The organism is Tissierella sp. QWL-11 (genome assembly GCF_058683765.1).
This window is the reverse complement of sequence record NZ_CM178750.1, coordinates 1560745-1583070: the sequence shown is the minus strand read 5'-3', so window position 1 is coordinate 1583070 and position 22326 is coordinate 1560745. Positions and strand designations below refer to the sequence as shown.

Annotated in this window: 28 protein-coding genes; all 28 read left to right on the top strand. The window is 27.5% G+C overall.

Annotated features, from left to right (window positions below; translation table 11 throughout):
• Nucleotides 1-4: 4 nt before the first annotated feature.
• The 28 genes from AC4PG3_RS07650 (at nucleotide 5) to AC4PG3_RS07515 (ending at nucleotide 22323) form a co-directional block, all read left to right on the top strand.
• Nucleotides 5-2005 (top strand): S-layer homology domain-containing protein, encoded by a 2001-nt coding sequence (locus AC4PG3_RS07650; RefSeq protein WP_492196072.1) that lies wholly within the window; start codon nucleotides 5-7, stop codon nucleotides 2003-2005.
• 1 nt (nucleotide 2006) lies between these two features.
• A complete protein-coding gene (locus AC4PG3_RS07645; protein WP_492196071.1) occupies nucleotides 2007-2447 on the top strand; it encodes a pilus assembly FimT family protein in 441 nt (146 codons plus the stop codon).
• Nucleotides 2448-2457: 10 nt separating this feature from the next.
• Complete coding sequence (locus AC4PG3_RS07640; RefSeq protein ID WP_492196070.1) at nucleotides 2458-2844, top strand: hypothetical protein; 387 nt, start codon at nucleotides 2458-2460, stop codon at nucleotides 2842-2844.
• Nucleotides 2813-3406, top strand: coding sequence for a PilW family protein (locus tag AC4PG3_RS07635; RefSeq protein WP_492196069.1), 594 nt, complete (start codon nucleotides 2813-2815; stop codon nucleotides 3404-3406). The genes AC4PG3_RS07640 and AC4PG3_RS07635 overlap by 32 nt, the downstream gene beginning before the upstream one ends.
• Nucleotides 3399-4406: a hypothetical protein gene (locus AC4PG3_RS07630; RefSeq protein ID WP_492196068.1), complete on the top strand. Its 1008-nt coding sequence runs from the start codon at nucleotides 3399-3401 to the stop codon at nucleotides 4404-4406. Before AC4PG3_RS07635 ends, AC4PG3_RS07630 begins: the two co-directional genes overlap by 8 nt.
• Nucleotides 4407-4520: 114 nt before the next feature.
• On the top strand, nucleotides 4521-5078 hold the full coding sequence (gene efp / locus AC4PG3_RS07625) for an elongation factor P (protein WP_492196067.1): 558 nt from the start codon (nucleotides 4521-4523) through the stop codon (nucleotides 5076-5078).
• Between the two features lie 31 nt (nucleotides 5079-5109).
• The gene (locus tag AC4PG3_RS07620) at nucleotides 5110-5430 is read left to right on the top strand and encodes a CD1247 N-terminal domain-containing protein (RefSeq protein ID WP_492196066.1); all 321 of its coding nucleotides are present in this window, start codon (nucleotides 5110-5112) and stop codon (nucleotides 5428-5430) included.
• A gap of 115 nt (nucleotides 5431-5545) precedes the next feature.
• Nucleotides 5546-6541 carry a stage III sporulation protein AA gene (gene spoIIIAA / locus AC4PG3_RS07615; protein WP_492196065.1) on the top strand — a complete coding sequence of 332 codons (996 nt, stop codon included), beginning with the start codon at nucleotides 5546-5548 and terminating at the stop codon, nucleotides 6539-6541.
• Complete coding sequence (locus tag AC4PG3_RS07610) at nucleotides 6528-7052, top strand: stage III sporulation protein SpoIIIAB (protein ID WP_492196064.1); 525 nt, start codon at nucleotides 6528-6530, stop codon at nucleotides 7050-7052. Before spoIIIAA ends, AC4PG3_RS07610 begins: the two co-directional genes overlap by 14 nt.
• Before the next feature lie 12 nt (nucleotides 7053-7064).
• Nucleotides 7065-7262: a stage III sporulation protein AC gene (spoIIIAC, locus tag AC4PG3_RS07605; protein ID WP_492196063.1), complete on the top strand. Its 198-nt coding sequence runs from the start codon at nucleotides 7065-7067 to the stop codon at nucleotides 7260-7262.
• An 11-nt stretch (nucleotides 7263-7273) separates the two neighbouring features.
• A complete protein-coding gene (gene spoIIIAD / locus AC4PG3_RS07600) occupies nucleotides 7274-7666 on the top strand; it encodes a stage III sporulation protein AD (RefSeq protein ID WP_492196062.1) in 393 nt (130 codons plus the stop codon).
• A 5-nt stretch (nucleotides 7667-7671) separates the two neighbouring features.
• Nucleotides 7672-8829: a stage III sporulation protein AE gene (spoIIIAE, locus tag AC4PG3_RS07595; RefSeq protein ID WP_492196061.1), complete on the top strand. Its 1158-nt coding sequence runs from the start codon at nucleotides 7672-7674 to the stop codon at nucleotides 8827-8829.
• Nucleotides 8830-8843: 14 nt separating this feature from the next.
• Nucleotides 8844-9437 (top strand): stage III sporulation protein AF, encoded by a 594-nt coding sequence (gene spoIIIAF, locus AC4PG3_RS07590; RefSeq protein ID WP_492198213.1) that lies wholly within the window; start codon nucleotides 8844-8846, stop codon nucleotides 9435-9437.
• Complete coding sequence (locus AC4PG3_RS07585) at nucleotides 9437-10009, top strand: SpoIIIAG-related protein (protein ID WP_492196060.1); 573 nt, start codon at nucleotides 9437-9439, stop codon at nucleotides 10007-10009. The genes spoIIIAF and AC4PG3_RS07585 overlap by 1 nt, the downstream gene beginning before the upstream one ends.
• A 12-nt stretch (nucleotides 10010-10021) precedes the next feature.
• Nucleotides 10022-10675, top strand: coding sequence for a SpoIIIAH-like family protein (locus AC4PG3_RS07580; RefSeq protein ID WP_492196059.1), 654 nt, complete (start codon nucleotides 10022-10024; stop codon nucleotides 10673-10675).
• A gap of 72 nt (nucleotides 10676-10747) precedes the next feature.
• Nucleotides 10748-11140, top strand: coding sequence for an Asp23/Gls24 family envelope stress response protein (locus tag AC4PG3_RS07575; protein ID WP_492196058.1), 393 nt, complete (start codon nucleotides 10748-10750; stop codon nucleotides 11138-11140).
• Between the two features lie 81 nt (nucleotides 11141-11221).
• A complete protein-coding gene (nusB, locus tag AC4PG3_RS07570; RefSeq protein WP_492196057.1) occupies nucleotides 11222-11650 on the top strand; it encodes a transcription antitermination factor NusB in 429 nt (142 codons plus the stop codon).
• On the top strand, nucleotides 11637-12854 hold the full coding sequence (xseA, locus tag AC4PG3_RS07565; RefSeq protein ID WP_492196056.1) for an exodeoxyribonuclease VII large subunit: 1218 nt from the start codon (nucleotides 11637-11639) through the stop codon (nucleotides 12852-12854). The genes nusB and xseA overlap by 14 nt, the downstream gene beginning before the upstream one ends.
• A complete protein-coding gene (xseB, locus tag AC4PG3_RS07560; protein WP_492196055.1) occupies nucleotides 12844-13089 on the top strand; it encodes an exodeoxyribonuclease VII small subunit in 246 nt (81 codons plus the stop codon). Before xseA ends, xseB begins: the two co-directional genes overlap by 11 nt.
• Nucleotides 13090-13111: 22 nt before the next feature.
• The gene (locus tag AC4PG3_RS07555) at nucleotides 13112-13948 is read left to right on the top strand and encodes a polyprenyl synthetase family protein (RefSeq protein ID WP_492196054.1); all 837 of its coding nucleotides are present in this window, start codon (nucleotides 13112-13114) and stop codon (nucleotides 13946-13948) included.
• A 669-nt stretch (nucleotides 13949-14617) separates the two neighbouring features.
• On the top strand, nucleotides 14618-15226 hold the full coding sequence (locus AC4PG3_RS07550) for a hypothetical protein (RefSeq protein WP_492196053.1): 609 nt from the start codon (nucleotides 14618-14620) through the stop codon (nucleotides 15224-15226).
• 10 nt (nucleotides 15227-15236) lie between these two features.
• Nucleotides 15237-16040, top strand: a complete 804-nt coding sequence (locus tag AC4PG3_RS07545; protein ID WP_492196052.1) for a TlyA family RNA methyltransferase — start codon at nucleotides 15237-15239, stop codon at nucleotides 16038-16040.
• Between the two features lie 18 nt (nucleotides 16041-16058).
• A complete protein-coding gene (recN, locus tag AC4PG3_RS07540) occupies nucleotides 16059-17735 on the top strand; it encodes a DNA repair protein RecN (protein WP_492196051.1) in 1677 nt (558 codons plus the stop codon).
• Between the two features lie 189 nt (nucleotides 17736-17924).
• Nucleotides 17925-19196: a SpoIVB peptidase gene (gene spoIVB, locus AC4PG3_RS07535; RefSeq protein WP_492196050.1), complete on the top strand. Its 1272-nt coding sequence runs from the start codon at nucleotides 17925-17927 to the stop codon at nucleotides 19194-19196.
• A 130-nt stretch (nucleotides 19197-19326) separates the two neighbouring features.
• Nucleotides 19327-20133 (top strand): sporulation transcription factor Spo0A, encoded by an 807-nt coding sequence (gene spo0A, locus AC4PG3_RS07530; RefSeq protein ID WP_492196049.1) that lies wholly within the window; start codon nucleotides 19327-19329, stop codon nucleotides 20131-20133.
• A 122-nt stretch (nucleotides 20134-20255) separates the two neighbouring features.
• Nucleotides 20256-20798, top strand: coding sequence for an NUDIX hydrolase (locus AC4PG3_RS07525; protein ID WP_492196048.1), 543 nt, complete (start codon nucleotides 20256-20258; stop codon nucleotides 20796-20798).
• A gap of 62 nt (nucleotides 20799-20860) precedes the next feature.
• Nucleotides 20861-21481, top strand: a complete 621-nt coding sequence (locus AC4PG3_RS07520) for a stage II sporulation protein M (protein WP_492196047.1) — start codon at nucleotides 20861-20863, stop codon at nucleotides 21479-21481.
• Nucleotides 21482-21504: 23 nt separating this feature from the next.
• The gene (locus AC4PG3_RS07515) at nucleotides 21505-22323 is read left to right on the top strand and encodes a purine-nucleoside phosphorylase (RefSeq protein ID WP_492196046.1); all 819 of its coding nucleotides are present in this window, start codon (nucleotides 21505-21507) and stop codon (nucleotides 22321-22323) included.
• Nucleotides 22324-22326: the final 3 nt, after the last annotated feature.

The window sequence follows — 22326 nt, the reverse complement described above, 5'->3', positions numbered from 1 at the left end:
GAAAATGAAAAATAATAAACTTTTAATTTTAATTATGATAATGATATTAATCGTAAATTCATCTCTAAATGTCTTTGCAAAGGATGAAGGGACTAAGGATGAATCTAGACAAGCTGGGTACGATATAGGTTATATTGATGGACTTATAAAAGGTGCAGAAAATTCATCTAAAGATAAAGATGAACATCACAGTAGTGCAAGATTGAGTAGAGATGAGATGAAAAAGAAATATAAGGACGAATTAGAGGGGAAAGATGAAAATGAGTTTTATATAGGATATATAGAAGGTTTTCAAAGTGGATATGAAGAAAACTATAAAACTGGAGATAAAGAATCAAAGTCAGAGGATAATAAGACAAATTATGCTGACTCTCTAGGTAGACTTTTAGGAGAAATATATGGTTTTAGGGATTACAACAAAGGAGTAAGGTCTAATTGGTCTAAAGCACGCCCTTCTAATAATACTTTGATTAAGATGTTTAATTTGAAAAAACAAACTTCTAAATATAGATCAAGTTTTTATACTGATTTTAAGAAAAGCTTTAAAGAAGCGTATGAAGATGGCTTTGAAAAGGCAAATCTAGAATCAGAAAAAACAACTATGGAATCAGGTATAGCAGATGGAGAAACCGTAGGGACGATATTAGGAGCTATTTATGGAGCTAAAGATTATTTTGAAAACAAGACCAATAATTATTCTAGAAATAAACCATCGGATAGCTCTATAATAAGAGATTACTCTTTAAATAAAGATAGTAGAGAATATAAGGAAGGTTTTTTAATCGGATTTAAGAGAAGCTTTGAAGAGTCCTATAATCTATCCTTTAGAGAGACTAATATAAAGGATAATATAGGTAGTACAGAGTCAGCTTATGAAGATGGAAAAGCTGCAGGATTATCTAAAGGAGAACTACAGGCAAATCATGACTACTATGGAAAAAAATCTAATGATTGGAAGAAAAACAAGGTGTTTTCCTCTCAAATCATAGTTGAGTACAACTTAGTATATCAAGAAAAGGAATATAAGGATGGATTTATATCAGGATTTCAAGAGGGATTTACTGAAGGCTACAATGCTGCTTATAATGGTTTAAGTCAACAATATGTAGTAGAAAAATCTGTAGTAGGAGTAATTCCAAAATCAGGAGGAGTTTTAACTACAAATGATGGAGAATTAAGTGTAGAAATAGAAAAAGGAACTTTTTATAATGATGTGAGTGTTAGTATAGAGACTATGTCTGATTCTAAATACAACAATGATAATAGATTTATCAAAACTTCTAAACTATATAATATTGAAATCACAAATAAGAGTGGCGAAATAAATAGTGAGAAAAAGATAAAGCTCTCTTTTAACTACTATGATGATTATAGAGGTGGAGTATATAAAAAGGTAGATAATAAATTCCTATATAAAAATTCTTCATTTCAAGAAGATAAAATAGTTACATGGATTGGTCCCTCTACTTTAACTTCAAAAGATAATATATACTGTGTGCAAATTGATAAGAAGGTAAATGTATTCCCTGATGCTAGGGGGAACTGGGCAAATGATGAGATAGATACCTTTTTAAGAAGAGATATAATTTATGGATATAGTGATGGATACTTTAAACCAGATGCAAATGTTACAAGAGCCGAGTTCTTAAACCTTTTAAGTAGAGTTTATAATTGGAATCTTAAAGATAGTAAAACCATAGAAAAATTTAAAGACTATGATGAATTTGGAAATAAAGACAAAGTTATATCCTATGCTATAGAAAAAGGGTATATAAATGGATATAGTGATAATACCTTTAGACCTAATGACACTATATCTTATAGAGAAGTAGAAATTATAATGTCAAGAGTACTAGATTTACCAGATTTTAAATGGTATAATACATCGGCTAAAATGATATATGAAAAGCAAAAGAAATCCAACAGCTACAACAGCATAAATAATAAAGCTACGAGAGCAGAAATTGTATACATGCTATATATATTAAATGAATGGAGATATTAAAATGACTGAAAAAAGCGGCTATACCTTAATAGAAATATTACTAGTATTAGCCCTTTTTTCTATACTTTTAAGTATGATAGTTCCAAATTTAGAGATATATAAGAATATGAGAGAAGTTGCAGAATTAAATAGGTTAAAAAAGGATTTATTGTTCTTTAGAAATAGTGCTATTTTAGAGGGCATCGATTATTATGTAAACTTTGACTACAGGAGTAATTCCTATTATTTACAATCTAGTGAAAGTCATAAAATAATAAAAAGAGTATATTTAAAAAATGGGATAAAGTTAAATAATAGATCGGAGAAAGTAAGTTTTAAATTTAATAGAAATGGAACAGTAGGAGATAGCAATACTTTGATGATAAAGACAAGAAAAAATGAAAGATTAAAACTAGTATTAACACCTGTAACAGGGAAAATAAGTGTAGAAAAAGTAAAATAATGGAGAAATTATGAAAAGAGATGGATTTGTTTTTTTAGAGATAATTTTTGGAATATTTATACTAGGTATTATTTCTATAGTATCTTTAAACCTATTAAGCTCTACATCTTTATATTTTCAAATAGCAGAAGAAAATATTGAAGTTGACTATATAGCTGAGTCAATCTTTGAAAATTTAAAATCTAAAGATAAAGATAGTTTAGATTTCCTGGAAAGATTACATACAGGAGAGGAATTAGAGTATTTACTTTCAAAAGAGTATGAAGATAAATACTTATCTAAAGTAGTACTAACAGAAGAGAATGATTATCTTTGGTGTTTAAAAGTTAAAATATATAGAAAACAAGACAAAGAAGGGACAAGCTATGAAGAATTTAAAGGAAGTATACCTAAATAAAAATGGCTTTACTCTTTTAGAAATGATACTTGGAATAGCTATTACTTCTATCCTTTTAATGTGTTTTTATAGTATTTTAAATTTTAGTATAAATATTACAAAATCTAATGATAAAAGGGATACTATTCTTTCAAATGGTAGATATGCTGTTCTATATATAAAAGAAGAGATAAATAGGGCAGATAAAATTATTTGCATCTCCAAGTTTAAAGGTTTAGATAAAACATATCCTCAAAATATAGGATTTGTAATCTTAGAAAAAACTACTAAAGATAAGAGGACAAATTATAACTATAGCACTTATTATCTAAAGGATGATGGATCATTAATTAGATTAGCCTGCAATAGGATAAATTCTAAATATCCTTCTGAAGTCTTTTTTGGAGGGCATAATGAGGTATGTAGTGAAATAAAAACACTAGAAAGATTTAATTATAATATAGATAAAAACATTTTAAATATAAAATTCACTTTAAATAATGGAAAGGAAGATTTTGATTTTAGATTTGATATGTATTTGAATTGTCCTATAGATTTAAGCTATGGAGGAGATAATGAATAGAAAAGGTTTTATATCTGTAATAGCTCTTTTAATAATGATGCTTATATTTACAAATGTAGTTTTCTTGCTATACATAGGTAATCTCCAAGTTGCGATTTCCAAATTTTCTAGATTAAGTATAAAGTCTAATTATATTGGAGAAGATCGGGTGAATAAATTAATATATGACAAAGAAAAGTTTATAGAGTATTTTGGTGAAAGCATATTTAAAGAGTCAAGAGGACAATTTTATTCTAATAATAAAGCAGAAAAAGAAATTCAACAAAAGCAAAACTTTGAATCTTGCAAATTTGAAATTACAAATAAATATAGAAAAGAGATAAATTTATTACTGGAATCTGATTATAATGATAAAGAAATTATTTTTAATTTAGATATTCAAATATTAAATGATTTCTTTGAAATGAATAATCCTTTAATAAATATACAAACTTTAGAGCATAATAAAAAGGATGAATTTGAATCTTATATAAACTTAATAGAAGATAAAATATTTGACTATGAAGCCAAACTAGAATCAAGAACAATAAAGAAAAATGTTTATAATAGGGCAAAAATTGTTCTCGATAATGAAAGTAATAGAAATATATTACTCAATTTAGAAAACAACATTCCTAAAAATATATCTGATTTTACGAATGAAACTTTACTTTTAAATATAAAAAATAAAGATAAAGATAATCATTTTAAACCAGAGTTAATATTAGGAAGTAATGAAGAGACTAAAGAGATGAAATTAAATGGGGTATTATATGTAGAAGGAAATTTAATTATAAATCAAGATATAGACTTTGAAGGAATTATCATAATAAATAATGGTAGTCTATCTATAAAAGATGAAGTTAATTTAAATATAGAGGGTATTTTATTTTATAAAGGAGAAAACGATATAAATTTAGATCAAGTGAATTTAGAGTATAATCAGAAAAAAGTATATCTATATGGTTCATATTTACCAGAATATATAAATCCAAAAGTAAAACTTATTAAAAAGTATTGATTTGTTAAGAATTATTATTTAAGTTTAGGCTTGTAGTAGATAACAGATATTGGTATAATATCAGTGAGATTATTTCAATTGATATTGAGTTTCTCAAGATAGGAGTGATATAATTTGATTTCAGCAGGTGATTTTAGAAAAGGCGTTACATTTGAAATAGATGGATCAGTTTACCAAGTAGTAGATTTCCAGCATGTAAAGCCAGGTAAAGGAGCAGCATTCGTAAGAACTAAAATAAGAAATGTAATAACAGGAGCTACTAGAGAGACAACTTTTAACCCAAATGAAAAATTTGAAAAAGCAGAAATTCAAACTACAGAAATGCAATACTTATATAGTGATGGAGAGCTATATTATTTTATGGATGTAGACACATATGAACAAATTCCCGTTGCAAGAGAAACTATAGAAGATGCAATAAATTATATGAAGGAAAATGATCATGCTACCGTACGTTTTTATCAGGGAAAAGTATTTGAAGTTCTACCTCCAAACTTTGTAGAATTAGAAGTAACAGAAACAGAGCCTGGAATTAGAGGAGATACTTCTTCAGGAGCTACAAAGCCTGCAACTGTAGAGACAGGCTTAACCTTAAACGTTCCATTATTTATAAATAATGGAGATATAATCAGAATTGATACTAGAACAGGAGACTATATGTCTAGAGCTTAAAAAACATATAAAAATAAATGGAGGGATAATTATGAATTATTTATTTGAAAAGGTATCTTATTTACAAGGCTTAGCTGAAGGATTAGATATAACTGAAGAGTCAAACGAAGGAAAGTTATTGCTTCATATTATCGACACATTAGGCGAATTTGCAGATGTTTTAGATGAAATTGCAGAAAATCAAGTAGACTTAGAAGAGTATGTAAATTTCATAGATGAAGATCTTGCAGATGTAGAAGATGAATTATATGATGATGAATATTTTGATGAAGATGATTTTGATTTTGAAGAATATGAAGATTGTTGTGATGATGAAAATTGTGAATGTTACTGTGAAGGTGACGAAGAATAGTAAATATAAGTACAAAAATAAAAAGAGTTTAAAACCAAATTTGGTTTTAAACTCTTTTTATTTTTGTAATATTTGTCCACTAAATTCATAGAATTTATATAAGGGGGGACAGGTTGTGTATGAAGATATAAAAATTTTTTCTGATGTATTAGAAATTATAAGTTCTGATATAAGAAAAATTTTAAATAATATCCCAATAGAATATAAAAAGAACATTGAAGAAATTAGATTTAGAAATAATATGCCTTTAAACATCTATGCAAATGGTGGTGATTATTTTATAGATATACTTGGGAAAGTAAGTAAAAGACCATATAATCCACTAATAATAAAAGATTATCATATAAAAAATACATTTGATCTTATAACTAATCATTCTATATATGCTTTTTCTGAAGAAATAAAAGGTGGGTTTATTACTATTAAAGGAGGGCATAGAGTAGGCATTGCAGGTAAAGTCTTATATGATAGTGAAAAAATTGAAAACATAATAAATATATCTTCTTTAAACATAAGAATAGCTAGAGAAAAAAAGGGAATCTCAGATAATCTAATTTACAATTTAACAGATAATAAAGGACAATTTTTAAACACTTTAATAATATCACCACCTCAATGTGGGAAGACCACTTTATTAAGGGATATAACTAGAAACCTAAGCAATGGCTATAAAATGATTAAAGGATTTAAAATAGGTTTAATAGATGAAAGAACGGAAATTTCTGGAATATATCAAGGGATGCCTCAAAAAGATGTGGGAATTAGAACGGATATTCTGGATGGGTGTAAAAAATCTCAAGGAATTATGATGTTTATTAGGTCAATGTCTCCTGAAATTATAGTTGTAGATGAAATAGGTGGAATAGATGACATAGAAGCCATAGATGAGGCATTGAGAACGGGAGTTAAACTTATAGCAACTGTACATGGCAATAACTTAGAAGACATAAAAAATAGAGCGAATTTAGAAAAGCTTATAAATGAAGAAATCTTTAAAAGATATATAATTTTAGATAATTCAAAAGGAGTAGGTACTATTAAATTTATCTTAGACGAAAATGGTAGAGATATCTTACATTTAAAAAGGGTGAGTCTGCATGGTAATATTTAAGACATTATTAATATTTATAATGTTTATAATTCCATCTATTATTGGATATATATATGGAGCTTCATATAAGAGAAGAAGAGAAAATCTTGATGATTTACAATATTGTGTAAGACTTTTACAAAGCGAAATATTAGTAAAATCTACACCTCTACCTAAGGCCTTAAAGGATATTTATAAGAGGAGTAAAAAAGGTATTTATAGTGTATTTGCTCAAATAGGGGAAGATCTAGAGACCGCCAGAATAGAGGATATATATTTAAGTTTTCTTTCCAAAAAAGATTTGTTAAAAGACAGATACTACTTAAAAGAAGATGATATAGAATTATTTTTATATTTAGGAAAGATTCTAGGCCAATCTAATAGAATTGATCAAGAAAAGAACTTATCTTTTATAATTGAACAGATAGGTCAATTGAGCCGAGAGGCAGGTATGGAAGAGGAGAAGAATCAAAAACTTTATCCCACTCTTGGAGTTTTAACAGGAGTTGGAATGATAATTATTTTATTATAGGGAGAGATAGATATGGATGTAGATTTAATATTTAAAATTGCAGCAATTGGAATAGTTATAGCCGTACTGAATACTGTTTTAGTTAGATCTGGAAAAGAAGAATATGCCTATTTAACAACTTTAGTAGGAGTAGTGGTAGTATTAGGGGTTGTAATAAGGTTAGTCAGTGAATTGTTTAATGATGTAAAAGCATTATTTAATCTATATTGAGGTGATTCAAAATGGAGATATTTAAAATTGTAGGCCTTGGAATAGTAGCAACTGTGCTAATAAATCTAATCAAAAACTTTAAATCTGAATATGCCATATATATCTCTATTATCACTGGCATAATAATATTTTCAATGATGATAAAGCATTTAGTCTATATTATAGATATCATAAGAGACTTGTCACTTCGAAGTAATGTGGAAATAGCTTATTTCTCAATACTCTTAAAAATAATTGGGATAGCTTATTTAGTAGAGTTTGGATCACAAATTTGCAAGGACGCTGGAGAAAACTCAATAGCTCTAAAAGTTGAATTGGCAGGTAAGATTACAATAATGGTACTAGCTATGCCAATCTTGTTAACATTGATGGACTTAATATTAAAAATACTTCCTCAAGGATGAAAAATATGAAAAAACTCTTTATTTTATTTTCAATAATAGTATTACTATATTCTAATATAGCATATGCAAGTGAAAATACAGATTCTTTATTCATAGATGATTTAGAAATGAATAAATACGAAGAAATGGAAGATTTATTAAAAGAATTAGTGGAAGAAAACAAAATAAATTTAGATATAAATATCAAGGATTTATTCATTGACATAATAAAAGGTGGAAAAGTTATAGATGGAAAGTCTATTTCTAAAAGTATATATAATATATTTTTTAAAGAAATTATTATAGCTTTGAATTTGCTTTCGAAGATACTTGTAGTTACTTTGATATCAACTGTACTTATGAATCTACAAAATGCTTTTGAAAACTCAGTTATAAGCGAATTTGCAAATTATATAACGTATATACTTATATCTATTTTAGTACTTACAAGTTTTAATGAAATAATTGATATAGCTAAGTTATCAGTTGATAGAATGGTAGATTTTATGCAATTCTTGCTTCCAATACTTTTAACTCTAATGGTTATTGCAGGAGGTCCAGGAGCTAGAATAGTATTTCATCCTGTAATTCTAGGTAGTGTAAATATAGTAGGTGTGGTTATAAAAAACATTATTTTTCCATTAATTTATTTTTCTTTTATTGTAAGCCTACTATCAAATCTTACTAAGAGAGGAGATTTAAAAAAGCTTGCAGAATTATCTAGACAGACAATAATCTTTATAATTACAGCTTCATTTACTATATTTATGGGGATTTTGACTATATATGGAATATCAACAAAGATTGATGGTTTGAGTATAAGAACTGCAAAATTTGCAATAGATAGTTTTGTACCAATAGTAGGTGGATTTTTATCTGAAGCTATGGATACAGTTATCGGATCTTCTACTATATTAAAAAATGGGATGGGAATTATAGGACTTCTATCTTTAGCATTGATTATTTTAAATCCTATAGCAAAAGTTGCAGTGTTTTTATTTATATATAAAGCTACTGCGGCTTTAATACAACCAATAGCTTCTAATAATATCTCGGATTTTTTTGATGAAATTTCTAAAACTCTATTAATGGTTTTAGTTAGTGTAGTAGCTATAGGGATTATGTTTTTTATAACTGTGACAATTGCAGTGGATACTGGAAATAATTTATTAATGCTAAGGTAGGTGAATAAAATGGGATAGGTGGATTTGTTTATGATTGGCTCAGACAAATTATAACTGTATTTATTGTATTGTCAATAGTTGAATTGTTACTTCCTAGGGGAAATATGAAAAGATATGTAAATTTCATAATAGGATTAATAGTAATCTTTACATTTATAAACCCTTTTATAAAACTTACAAGTGTAAATTTAGATGAGAAAGTATTTAACTATGATTCTAAATCATTTAATGCAGAGAATTATGAAGATATATCGAAAAAACAGGAAGAACTAGTAGAAAAGGTATATTTAGAAAAAATTTCTGAAGAAGTAAAAAAAATAGTAGAAGAAAATAAACAGTATTTTGTTGTAAGCGTTGATACAACTGTTGAAAAAGATACAGAAAACTATGGGGTAATTAAGAAAATGGATATTATCTTATCCGTTGATAGAGAAGATACTCAGAGTGAGAAGATTCAAGTAAAGAAAATAAATATAAAAGAAGAAAATCATAAAAAAGATAATAAGGATAATGAAGAATATGAAGAAATTAGAGAGAAAGTTTCAAATAAACTTGGGATAGATGAGGAGCTAATATATATATCCTTAAGAGAAGAGGAGATGAAATAATGGATAATCTATTTAAAAAAATTAAAGAATATGCAAAGGAATTAGAAGACAAAAAAATTATAAATCACTTAATTATAATTTTAATAGCAACAATTATACTTTTATTTATGACAAAAAATCTTTCTAATAAAAATGATAATACGGATTCCTTTGTACTAAATGAAGAAAAACCTGAATATAATAATGAAGATGATTATTCTAATTTACTAGAGAGGAAACTATCTAGTATACTTAGCAAAATAGATGGGGCAGGTAGGGTTAATGTAATGATAACCCTAGCAGATAGTGTAGAAAAGGTACCAGCACTAAATACTAACAAGACATCAGAGACAACAAAGGAAGTAGATTCAGAGGGGGGGACTAGAGATCTAAATAGGCAAGATGAATCTAAACAATTAATAAATATCTCCAATGACATTGTTATATTAAAAGAAAAAAATCCAAATATTAAAGGTGTTATAGTAGTAGCTGAAGGTGCAGACGATCCTTTAGTTCTTGAGAATATGTATACTGCAGTAAAAACTGTACTTGATATCTCCGCAAATAGAGTTCAGGTATATAAAAGTAAATAAGGGGGTTAAAAAATGTTTAAAATTAAAAGACCTATATTTGTAGGACTATTACTAGTATTATTGTTTTTTACAGGATATTTAAATTATCAATTGACACAACAAGCTATAATAAAGACATCAAAAGATTATCAAAGGTATGAAGAGACAGAAATTGTAAAAAATCAAAATAAAGATACTAATTTAATTGAGAATGAAAAAGAAGATGAGTTTGAAATAGTAGATTCAATGGACTTAGATGATCAAAATATAGCAGAAGTATTAAACAAGCAAAAAGATGATATAGAATTAAATTTAGATAATGAGGTTACAAATCTTGATTTAAACTATTTTGTAGAACAAAGATTAGCTAGAGATAAGTTAAGGGCAAATTTAGTGGATAGATTAGATACTATAATAAATAATGAAAATACAGAATCCGATGTTAGGAAGGAAGCTCAGGAAGAAATCATTAAATTAGGAAGGACTTCAGAGGAAGAGTTACAGATTGAAGGGGTAATTAAGGCAAAAGGATTTGAAGAAGCTATAGTGTTTATAAGCGAAGAAGAAATAAAAGTTGTAGTTTCAAATCATGATTTAAATCAGCAACAAATGGTTAAAATATTAGATGTTGTACAAAGTGAGACAGGTATCGATACTGATAAGATTAAAATTATGAATAAACAATAGAATGTGTTTGTAAATGACATTCGCCTTTGATATAATAGCTATAGAATGTTAGGAAATTTGGAGGTGTAATATATGTCAGAAGAGCCGATAAATGATGTTATGGAGCATGGAAGTGTAAAAATTTCAAACGAGGTTGTAGCTATTATTGCTGGAGTAGCAGCAACGGAAATTGAAGGAGTAGTGGGGATGAGTGGTAGTCTCACCGGTGGCATAACAGAAATGTTAGGAATGAAAAACTTCTCAAAAGGAGTAAAAGTAGAATTAGGTGAGAGGGAAGCAAAAATTGATATATTTGTGATAGTAGAGTATGGTATAAATATTGCTGAGGTAGGTAAACAAGTGCAAGAAAATACAAAAAAATCAGTTGAAACTATGACAGGTATAAATGTAGTAGAGGTCAATGTAAATATTCAAGGAGTTGAAATTCCTAAAAAAGAAAAAGATAGTGAATCAAGATTAAAATAATATACATACCCTCTGAAGCTTCAGAGGGTTATTTTAAGTTTTAAAATACAAGTAATTACTGTATTTAAGGGAGGAAAATAAGTGAGTAGAAAACAGGCTAGAGAAGGAGCTATGAAGCTATTATTTCAAATGGAATCTACAAAAGACTATTCTAAAGAAACTTTAGATACTTATTTAGATAATTTTAAATTTGATGAAAAAGAACAAATATATATAAAAGATGCCATAAACTATATAACAAACAATTTATCAAATATCGATAAGCATATAGAAAGACATTTAGAAGGGTGGACGATCTATAGATTGGCTAAAGTTGATTTAGCTACACTTAGGATTGCAATCTATGAAATATTATATAGGGATGACATACCTATAGAAGTTTCTATAAATGAAGCCATTGAAATCGTAAAAAAATATAGTAAAGAAGACTCTTTTAAGTTTATAAATGGTGTTTTAGGAGGGTTTGTAAGAGAACTAGATAATATGAGTGATGAAAATGAAACCCCTTAAAGTTAGCGAGGTTAATAATTATATAAAGAGAGTATTTGCTGGAGATATAATTTTATCCAACTTAGAAATTGAAGGCGAGGTTTCTAATTTCAAAAAGCATTTTAGTGGACATCTTTATTTTTCTTTAAAGGATGATAATGGAAGAATAAAGTGTGTAATGTTTAGGAGTAATATAAATGAAGGTTCATTTGTATTAAATGAAGGAGAAAAAATAACAGCTAAAGGATATATATCTATATATGAAAAAACGGGAGAATATCAATTTTATATAAAAAGCATAGTAAAAAAGGGAATAGGCGAATTATACCAAAAATATGAATTACTTAAAGCTCAATTGGAAGGGGAAGGCTTATTTCAAGAAAAGCATAAAAAAAGTTTACCTTATATCCCTAAAAAAATAGGAGTAGTAACTTCTTCAACTGGAGCAGCAATAAGAGATATTATCACTGTGATAAACAGAAGACTTCCCTCTTGTAATATACTTGTATACCCATCCCTAGTTCAAGGAGAAAAAGCCCCTGGAGATATAATTAAAGGTCTAAAATATTTAGATAATATTGCTGATATAGATTTAATTATAGTTGGTAGAGGTGGAGGTTCTATTGACGAATTGTTTGCATTTAATGATGAAGAATTAGCTAGAGTTATCTTTGCACTTAAAAAACCTACCATATCAGCTGTAGGCCATGAAACAGATTTTACTATTTGTGATTTTGTAAGTGATTTAAGAGCAGCTACACCATCAGCAGCAGCTGAGTTAGCTGTACCTGATATAAATTACTTAAGAAATAATCTATATGATTTATATGATTATACTGTAAATAGCTTTTCAAAATATATAGAAGATAAAAATGATGAAATAGATAGATTTAAAATAGAATTAAAATATAATAACCCTATACATAGTCTAAGAGAAAAAAGACAAGATATAGACATGATACTAAAAGATATAACATATAAGGTTGATTCCTATATATCTAAAAAATCATCTTATCTTTCAGATCTTCATAAAAAAATGGAAATATTAAATCCATCACTATCACTTGAAAAGGGACAAGGGATTATTACAAATCAAATAGGGAAAGTAATAAAAGATTTAGAAGACTTATCAGTAGGAGAAAATATTTTTATCCAAACAAAAGGTGGAAGGATCTTAGCTGAAATAAAGGAAATTACAAAAGGAGATATTTTAAATGGAGATTAGTAAACTATCCTATGAGGAAGCTTTAAAAGAGCTAGAGAATATTTTAAAAGAACTAGATAAGGGTGAGTGTAGTTTAGATGAATCATTAAAAAAATATAAAACTGGTATAAAACTATATAAACACTGCAATGAAATACTATCTAAGGCTGAAGGGGAAATAAAGATAGTTTTAGAGGATGAAGACAACTATTTAGAACAATTAGACTTTATCAGGGAGGTAGAAGAAAATTATTAAGCAAGAAATAGCAAAACTTGAAATGATAATTCAGAAAGATTTAGAAAAACATTTATCTATAAAGACTCCTTATCAAGATAAGATTATTGAAAGTATGAGATATAGTATTTTTACAGATGGGAAAAGACTTAGACCAATAATGAGCATTCTTGCTTATAAGTTATTTGATGACAATATAGACAATATATTACCATTTTCAAGTGCAATAGAATTAATACATACTTATTCCCTTATACATGATGATTTGCCTAGTATGGACAATGATAATTTTAGAAGAGGAAAACCTACAAATCACATTGTATTTGGTGAAGCATTAGCAATTCTTTCTGGAGATGGACTTTTAAACTTATCTGTTGAAATAATGACAAATCATATGCTATCTAATTGTAAAACTCTAGAAGATTATAATAGAAGTATAAAGGCTGTAGATAATATATTAAGAAATTCAGGAGTAAATGGTATGATAGGTGGACAGGTAGTTGATTTATTTTGTAATCATGAAAATATGACTAGAGAAAAATTAATATATATGTATGAGACAAAGACTGCTGGTCTTTTTAAAGCTTCTATATTATCTGGAGCTATATTAGGTGGTGCCAATCAAACTCAAATGGAGATATTAGAAGAATTCGCTATAAATCTTGGTTTGTCATATCAAATTAGAGATGATATATTAGATATTAAAGAAGATGAAGATATAGACAAATTTACTTATTTAAGTTTTTATGGTAGAGAAGAAGCTGAAAAAGAAATTAAAAAACTTAAAAATAAATGTTTAATATTATTGGACAAATTGGAAAACCTAGATACTAGTCTTTTAAAAGAATTGACTATTCTTATTGCAGATAGAAGCAAATAGGTATATTGTATTTTAAAAATAAATATGATATAATTACCTTAGCTGAAAGTGGTATAGTATTCTAGTCAGCACAACTATTCTGGAAGGCGGGGCTAAAAATCCGTCAAAGGGCATATCGATGAAGTTCCTTTTAAAGGCTTGCGACGCCCAGTCGTGGGTTTTTTCTGGGAGTAAGAGAGATGGGGCGATCTGCAATGGCATGCAGGCGTGGACCCTACTTTCGTGGAGACGCAATAATATTAATTTAATTATTGTGATTAACCTGCAATGTATAATATAATTTACTAGGCAGAGTAGCCTGCCTTGAGTGAGACATGGCGGATGACAAGATCAACTCAAATGTTCAAGGGCCCAGTAACAATTGAGTTCAGTTGTCGAAACCTGTATTGCAAAAGAGGCTAAGGAATAGAATGGCTGTTGAGGAAAACTCCTAGACTGTTCATAAGAGATAATTTTTGGATTAAAGTGCGGACTAAGTGGCAATCCAGTTCTATTTTTGGCGACAAAATTGTAATAAAATTAAAGGGAAACCGCTGTTTTGGTGACATACAGTTTTTATTAGGGAAATCCTGCTGGACCTAAAGCCGTAAAATTTACTTAAATTATCACCACATGTTGCTGATAGCTAGTTGCTATCAGCTTTTTAACTATCTGGAGGAAATTTTACAAATGAAGAAAAAACAAGATATTAACTTTTTTGAAAAATATAATATTAAATGGGTACTACTTATATCTATCTGGACTTTCATATTAGCTGTAATAATAAGCATTATGGCTGAAAACTCTGTTAAAAACTTGAGTATTATCCTATCTTTTTTAGTTTTACTTTTTATAATTATATTAGGCATAATATTTGATACAATAGGAATAGCAGTTACAAGAGCTGAAGAAAAATCTTTTCACTCAATGGCTTCAAGAAAAATAGATGAGGCAAAACTTGCAATTAAATTAGTTAGAAACTCTCCAATGGTATCTAACTTTTGCAATGATGTAGTTGGAGATATTAGTGGAATTATATCAGGAGCTGTAGGAAGTGGACTTATATATAAATTAGTGAATACATATGATATGAAAAATTCTACTATTTTAACTATACTTTCTACAGCTCTTATTGCATCATTAACTGTAGGAGGAAAAGCCTTTGGTAAATCTTTAGCTCAAATATATGATGAAAGTATAGTTTACCAAATTGCAAAGATATTAAATTTTTTTGAAAATAAATTTGGATTGCAACTATTTCCAAATAATAAGAAAACTAAAAATAAAAATAAAAAATAGGAGAGATTTAATGGCCAAAAAAAGAGCAGATATTGTCTTGTTTGAAAAAGGACTAGTAGAGTCTAGAGAGAAGGCGAAAAGAGTCATCATGGAGGGCTCTGTTTATATAGGAACTGTTAGAATAGATAAAGCAGGAGAGAAAATTGATGAGGAATCTGAAGTCTATATAAAAGATAACCCAATAAGCTATGCAAGTAGAGGTGGGTTAAAACTTGAAAAAGCTATAGAAGAATTTAATGTAGATTTAAAAAGTAAAGTATCTATGGATATAGGTGCCTCTACAGGTGGATTTACAGACTGTATGCTGCAAAATGGAGCAATAAAAGTTTATTCAGTAGATGTAGGATATGGACAACTTGATTGGAAATTGAGAAATGATAAAAGAGTAGTCGTGATGGAGAGAACTAATATAAGGTATGTGAAGCCAGAAGATATAGAAGATAAAATTGAATTTATATCCATAGATGTTTCATTTATTTCCTTAAGATTAGTTTTACCAGTTGCTAAAGACTTACTCAAAGATGGGGGAGAATTAGTAGCTCTAGTTAAACCTCAATTTGAAGCAGGGAGACAAAAAGTGGGCAAAAAGGGAATTATAAGAGATAAAAAAATTCACAAAGAAGTTTTAGAATCTATAGTGGATTTTTCCGAAGATATTGGATTTGGAATAATGGGCATATCCTTTTCTCCTGTTACAGGGACCAAAGGAAATATTGAATTTTTAATACATTTAAAAAAAGACAATCAATCTCTGATTAAAAAGGAGATTGTAGAGATGATTGTAAATAAAGCGCATGATGACTTAATTAATTAATAGATTTTGGAGGTTTATATGCTTTTAGAATTGAACATTAAAAATTTTGCCATAATAGAAGATTTAAGAGTTGAATTTACTGAGGGGCTAAATCTATTAACAGGAGAAACTGGATCAGGAAAGTCTATTATAATAGAGGCTCTTGGTATTATTTTAGGAGGAAGAGGAACAAAAGATTTAATAAAAACTGGCAAAGAAAAAGCAATACTTCAAGCCACATTTTCCTTTAAGGAAGTAAAACATATTAAAAATATATTAAATGAATTTGGAATTACAATAGATAGTGATAATCTAGTAATAATTACAAGAGAAATATCACTTAAATCTCCTAGTATTTCAAGAATAAATGGACAGACAATAACCCTTTCTATACTAAATAAAATATCATCTAAATTAGTAGATATATTTGCTCAACAAGAGCAACAATCTCTGCTCAATATACAAAATCATAGAATTTTGATAGATTCCCTTGGAGATGAAGAATTCAAAATCTTAAAATCTAATGTTAAGTATTTATATGAGGATTATGTACTTGAAAAAAAAGTGTTAGAAGATATGAATCTTAATTCCCAAGAAAGAGAAAGGCAAATAGATTTATACAAATTTCAAATAAAAGAAATAGATGAAGCAAAATTGACAAGAGAAGATGATATAGAGTTAGAAAATACATATAATAAACTTAAAAACACACAAGAAATAAGGATCGGAATAGGTAAAATTATTGAATCTTTTAAAACATCTAATTTTGAAAATAGTTCTATTTTAGACCTAATAAATAGTGATATATCAACACTAAATAATTTAGTATATTTTGACAATAACTTAAGTGGATATTTAGAAAGGTTAAATGAAATCAATTATGAACTAGAAGATCTTAATCATGAATTTATAAACTATATAGATAATATGGAAGTTCATGAGAACAATTTAGTTTATATAGAAGATAGATTAAATTTAATAAATAAATTGAAAACTAAGTATGGCAATAATATAGAAAAAATTTTAGAGTTTAGGGATAATATAGAAGAGGAATTAGAAAAACTTTTAAATCATGAAGAATATATAAATATCCAGACTCAAAAAGTTGAAAAAATAAAAAGTGAATTAATGAAAAATTCAAAAGAGATTAGCAAAAATAGAAAAGATATAGCTGCAGTATTGGAAGAAAAAATTGCAAATGAATTAAGTGAGTTAAACATGAAAAATATAACATTCAAAGTAGCTTTTAATGAAAACTCAGTATTCACTAGTAATGGTATAGATTTAATAGAATTTATGATTTCTACTAATTTAGATGAGGATTTAAAGCCTCTATCAAAGATAGTATCAGGTGGAGAAATGTCCAGAATCATGTTAGCTTTTAAAAGTATATTAGCTGAATATGATAATATACCAACTTTAATATTTGATGAAATAGATACTGGAATAAGTGGAATAACTGCACAAATAGTGGGAGAAAAAATTAAAAAAATATCAAAAAATCATCAAGTTATTTCCATATCCCATCTTCCTCAAATTGTTGCATTAGCTGATAGTCATTATTTAATTTCTAAAGATGTAAAAAATGAGAAAACTATTACAAGTATTACGAAGCTTTCTCATAAAGAGAGAATACAAGAGCTATCAAGACTACTTGGAGGCGTTAAAATAACAGATACTACATTAAATTTAGCAAAAGAAATGTTAAATTTTTAAAAATAAAAAATCAAAAAATACTAAGTTTTGAAATTAATTTCAGAACTTAGTATTTTTTTGGGAAAAACTTATTTATATTACATTTCTATTATATTTTTATCAGAATAAATAGCCATTAAAAAGGTCAAATTATAATATGAAAATAATTATTTAAGGAGGTGAATTATAAAAAAAGAGGAGGATGATTTATTGAGAAAAACAATATTTAATAAAAAAACAATTCTTTTTTTAATTTCAATCTTAATAATATATACTGCAATATGTAATAAAGTTTTATTTCATTCTTCTAATTTAAAAATAATTAAAGGTGAAAATAAAAAAATTAGTATTAGTTTTCCATTTTACTTGGAAAAAGATGATAGAACTGATGTAGTTAAAACCATATTTAATGAAGGATCTAATGGATTAAAAAAACAATATAATTTAAATGGAGTATCTCCTGGAAGAACTAATTTAGAATTAAAACTGTTAGGTATGTTTACAATTAAGAACTATGATGTTAATGTTGTAAGTAGACCTGAATTAATACCAGGAGGAAACACCATAGGAGTAAGATTAAACACCAAAGGCGTTCTTGTAGTAGCTATAACGGATGTAATTGATATAAATGGTAATAGAGTAAGTCCTGCTAAAAAAGCTGGACTTAAAATTGGAGATAGTATAGTAAAAATAAATGATATAAAAATAAAAAGTGCAGAAGAAGTTGTAAAAATATTAAATGATATAAAAAATGAAGAAGTTAAATTAACAATTTTAAGAAATAAAAATGAATTTGAAACTACTGCGATTCCTGTAAAATGTTTACAAGACAATTCTTATAGACTTGGAATTTGGGTAAGAGATAAAACAACGGGAATAGGGACTTTAACATATTTAGATGAAAATAATAATGGGTTTGGAGCCTTAGGCCATGGGATAATAGATGTAGATACTCAGAGTTTATTATCTGTAGAAGATGGATTAGTTATTGATGCCAAAGTTTCTGATATAGAATTAGGAAAGAGAGGAACTCCTGGTGAGATAAAGGGAGTCTTTTATAAATCAGATGAAGTATTAGGAAAAATAAAATTAAACAATGAATTTGGAATATATGGTAAAATAGAAGATGACCTCATTTTAAAAAACAAAAATAGAACTATTCCTATTGCATTTAAAGAAGAAGTAGAAGAAGGCAAAGCTCATATTCTAACCACATTAGATAGTAATGAAATAGAAGAATTTGAAATTGAGATAAGTAAGATAAATTCTCAAAATAAAGCTGATGAAAAGAGTATGGTGATAAAAGTAACAGATCCAAAGTTATTAAAAAAAACTGGTGGAATAGTTCAAGGTATGAGTGGTAGTCCTATAATTCAAAATAATAGGATTATAGGAGCTGTAACTCATGTATTTGTAAATGATCCTACTAAAGGATATGGATTGTATATAGAATGGATGTTAGAGCAATCAAACAGATTTTAATTATCTTAAGAGTAGCGTTAGCTACTCTTAAGATAATTAAATAAAAAATATTCTGGAAAAAAAGGAATTTCTGTATTAATGTCGAATAATATTTAATACACACACATAAATTATTAAAAGGGGGATGATCATGGATAAAGTTAAAGTTGTTATAGCAGATGATAATAGGGAGTTTTGTCACTTACTCTCAAAATTTATAAGTGAAGCAGAGTTTGAAGTCGTAGGAAAAGCTAGAGATGGAATAGAGGCTATAGAATTAGTCGAGGAAAAAAGGCCAGATATTTTAATATTAGATGTCATTATGCCACATTTAGATGGACTAGGAGTTTTAGAAAAATTAAGAAATAAGTATACTGATTATTTTCCTAAAGTAATAGTTTTGTCGGCTGTAGGTCAAGATAGAATAACCCAGAGAGCTATAGAATTAGGAGCATACTACTATATGATTAAGCCTTTTGATTTTAATGTCTTAATAGAAAGGTTAAAACAAATTGAAAATATAAACAATGTAGAAAGAGGAATTATAAGAGAAGATTATAGTAATAGTTACTCAGATAAAAATAAAGAGAAAGATATAGAGACAAAGATAACAAAAATAATTCAAGAAATAGGAGTTCCAGCCCATATTAAAGGATATTTGTATTTAAGAGAAGCTATCAATATGGTAGTTGAAGATATGGATTATTTAGGTGCAGTTACTAAGGAGTTATATCCTGGAGTTGCAGAAAAATTTAATACAACTGCAAGTAGAGTTGAGAGAGCTATAAGACATGCAATAGAAGTAGCTTGGAATAGAGGAAAAATCGATACAATCGATAGAATATTTGGTTATACAGTTAATAATCATAAGGGAAAGCCCACTAATAGTGAATTTATTGCTCTAATTGCTGATAAATTAAGATTGGAAAATGAGGAAATAAATAAAGATATATCATAACATATTCTATAGTTTAAACATCTTTCATAGGAAGGATGTTTTTCTATTTAAGAATATATGTTATAATGTTGATAATACTACATAATAAGAATTTTCTATTTTACTTTGAGGAGGTGATATCTTTGGTATTTGAAGAAAAAACTATGAAATCAGATAAAATATATGATGGGAAAATTTTAAACTTAAGAATTGATACAGTAGAACTTCCAGATAAGAAATATTCTAAAAGAGAGATTATAGAACATCCGGGAGGAGTAGGTATTCTTGCTATAGATGAAAAAGGTTCAATATTATTAGTCAATCAATATAGGAAAGCATTGGAAGATTTTTCTTTAGAAATTCCAGCTGGAAAATTAGAAATAAATGAAGAGCCAAGAGAAACAGCCATTAGAGAACTAAAAGAAGAAACAGGATTTAAATCTTCTAAATTAACTTATATAATGGAGTTTTATACTTCTCCTGGATATTGTAATGAAAAAATTTATCTGTTTTTAGCCGAGGATTTAAAAAAAGTAGATAATAAACCAGAAGAAGGAGAGTTTTTAGAAAATACTTCTGTTAGTATAGACCAATTAATAAAAAAAATTAATAGAGGAGAAATTTTAGATAGTAAAACTATTATTGCTGCATATGTTGCAAAAGATATTTTAAATAATAAAATATAGTTATAATATCCTCCTTTTTAGCATAATATGGTTAAAGAGGCTTGTATACAAAGGAGGATATTATGTTATTTATTGTAAATACAACAAGAAAACTAAAAAGACATTTTCAAAGTAATTTTATAGTTTATTTCATCTTATTTTCGGCTTTTTTCATTGGAATTATATCTGGTTCAATAATTGTAAAAAAGATGGATTATGATTTGATTAAAACTATATTTAAAATATCTAATCCATATTTTAAAAATATATATACTATTGAAAATGTCTTTAAAACATCTATTCTAAACAATCTATTTTTAATAATAATATTTATATTTATATCTTTTATTAGCTTTGGAATTATATTAGTACCTATTATAATTTGCTTAAAGGGAATAAGTTTAGGTTTAAGTGTTGCAATATTAGTAGATAGTTTTGGATTTAAAGGATGGATGGCATCTTTATTTGGAATATATCCTCAAAATATATTTATTATTCCAGGACTTATAGGTATAGGTGTAATATCCTTTACTTTGTCACTTAGAGTATTAAAATCGGCAAATAAAAATATTTTTAATAATATTAATGATATTGCAAATATATCTTTATTTTTTATTCTAATTGTATTTATTGGAACATTAATAGAGGGTTTTTTTTCACCTCATATTTTAAATAGCGTAAGAAACATGATAGACTTAGTATAAATATATAAACTTAGGAGGTAAGAATGAGTTATTTAGACAAAATAAATCAAAGTGTTAATTATATAAAAGAGAAAATCGAGACCAAGCCTCAGATAGGCTTGGTATTAGGATCAGGACTTGGTGATTTGGCTGAATCTATAGAAAATCCTATAAAAATACCATATGAATCTATTCCCAACTTTCCTGTATCAACTGTAGAAGGGCATAAAGGTCAAATTGTAATAGGTAAATTAGGAAATAAAGAAGTTATTGCTATGCAAGGGAGATTTCATTTTTATGAAGGATATTCTTTAAAAGATATTACTTTTCCTATAAGAGTAATGGCTGGATTAGAAATAGACACTTTAATAGTAACAAATGCAGCAGGTGGATCTAATAAAGACTTTAATCCTGGAGATTTAATGATAATAAAGGATCATATTAATTTTACGGGAACAAATCCTCTAATTGGAGAAAATTTAAACTCTAAGGGTCCTAGATTTCTAGATATGACTTATGCATACGATAAAGATTTAATAAAAATCCTAAAAGATGCAGCTAAAAAGATAAATCTGGAATTACATGAAGGAGTCTATATGTGGTTTACTGGACCAACTTATGAAACTCCAGCAGAAGTTAAATTAGCAAGTGCTTTAGGTGCAGATGCAGTTGGGATGTCTACAGTGCCTGAAGTAATAGTAGCAAATCATGAAGGGATTAAGGTTTTAGGAATATCTTGCATAACAAATATGGCTGCCGGAATAATGGATAAGCCTCTAAGTCATGCAGATGTAGTAGAAACTTCTTTAAAAGTTAAGAAGAGTTTTAAAAATCTAGTTATAGAAACTTTAAAGAATATATAGAGG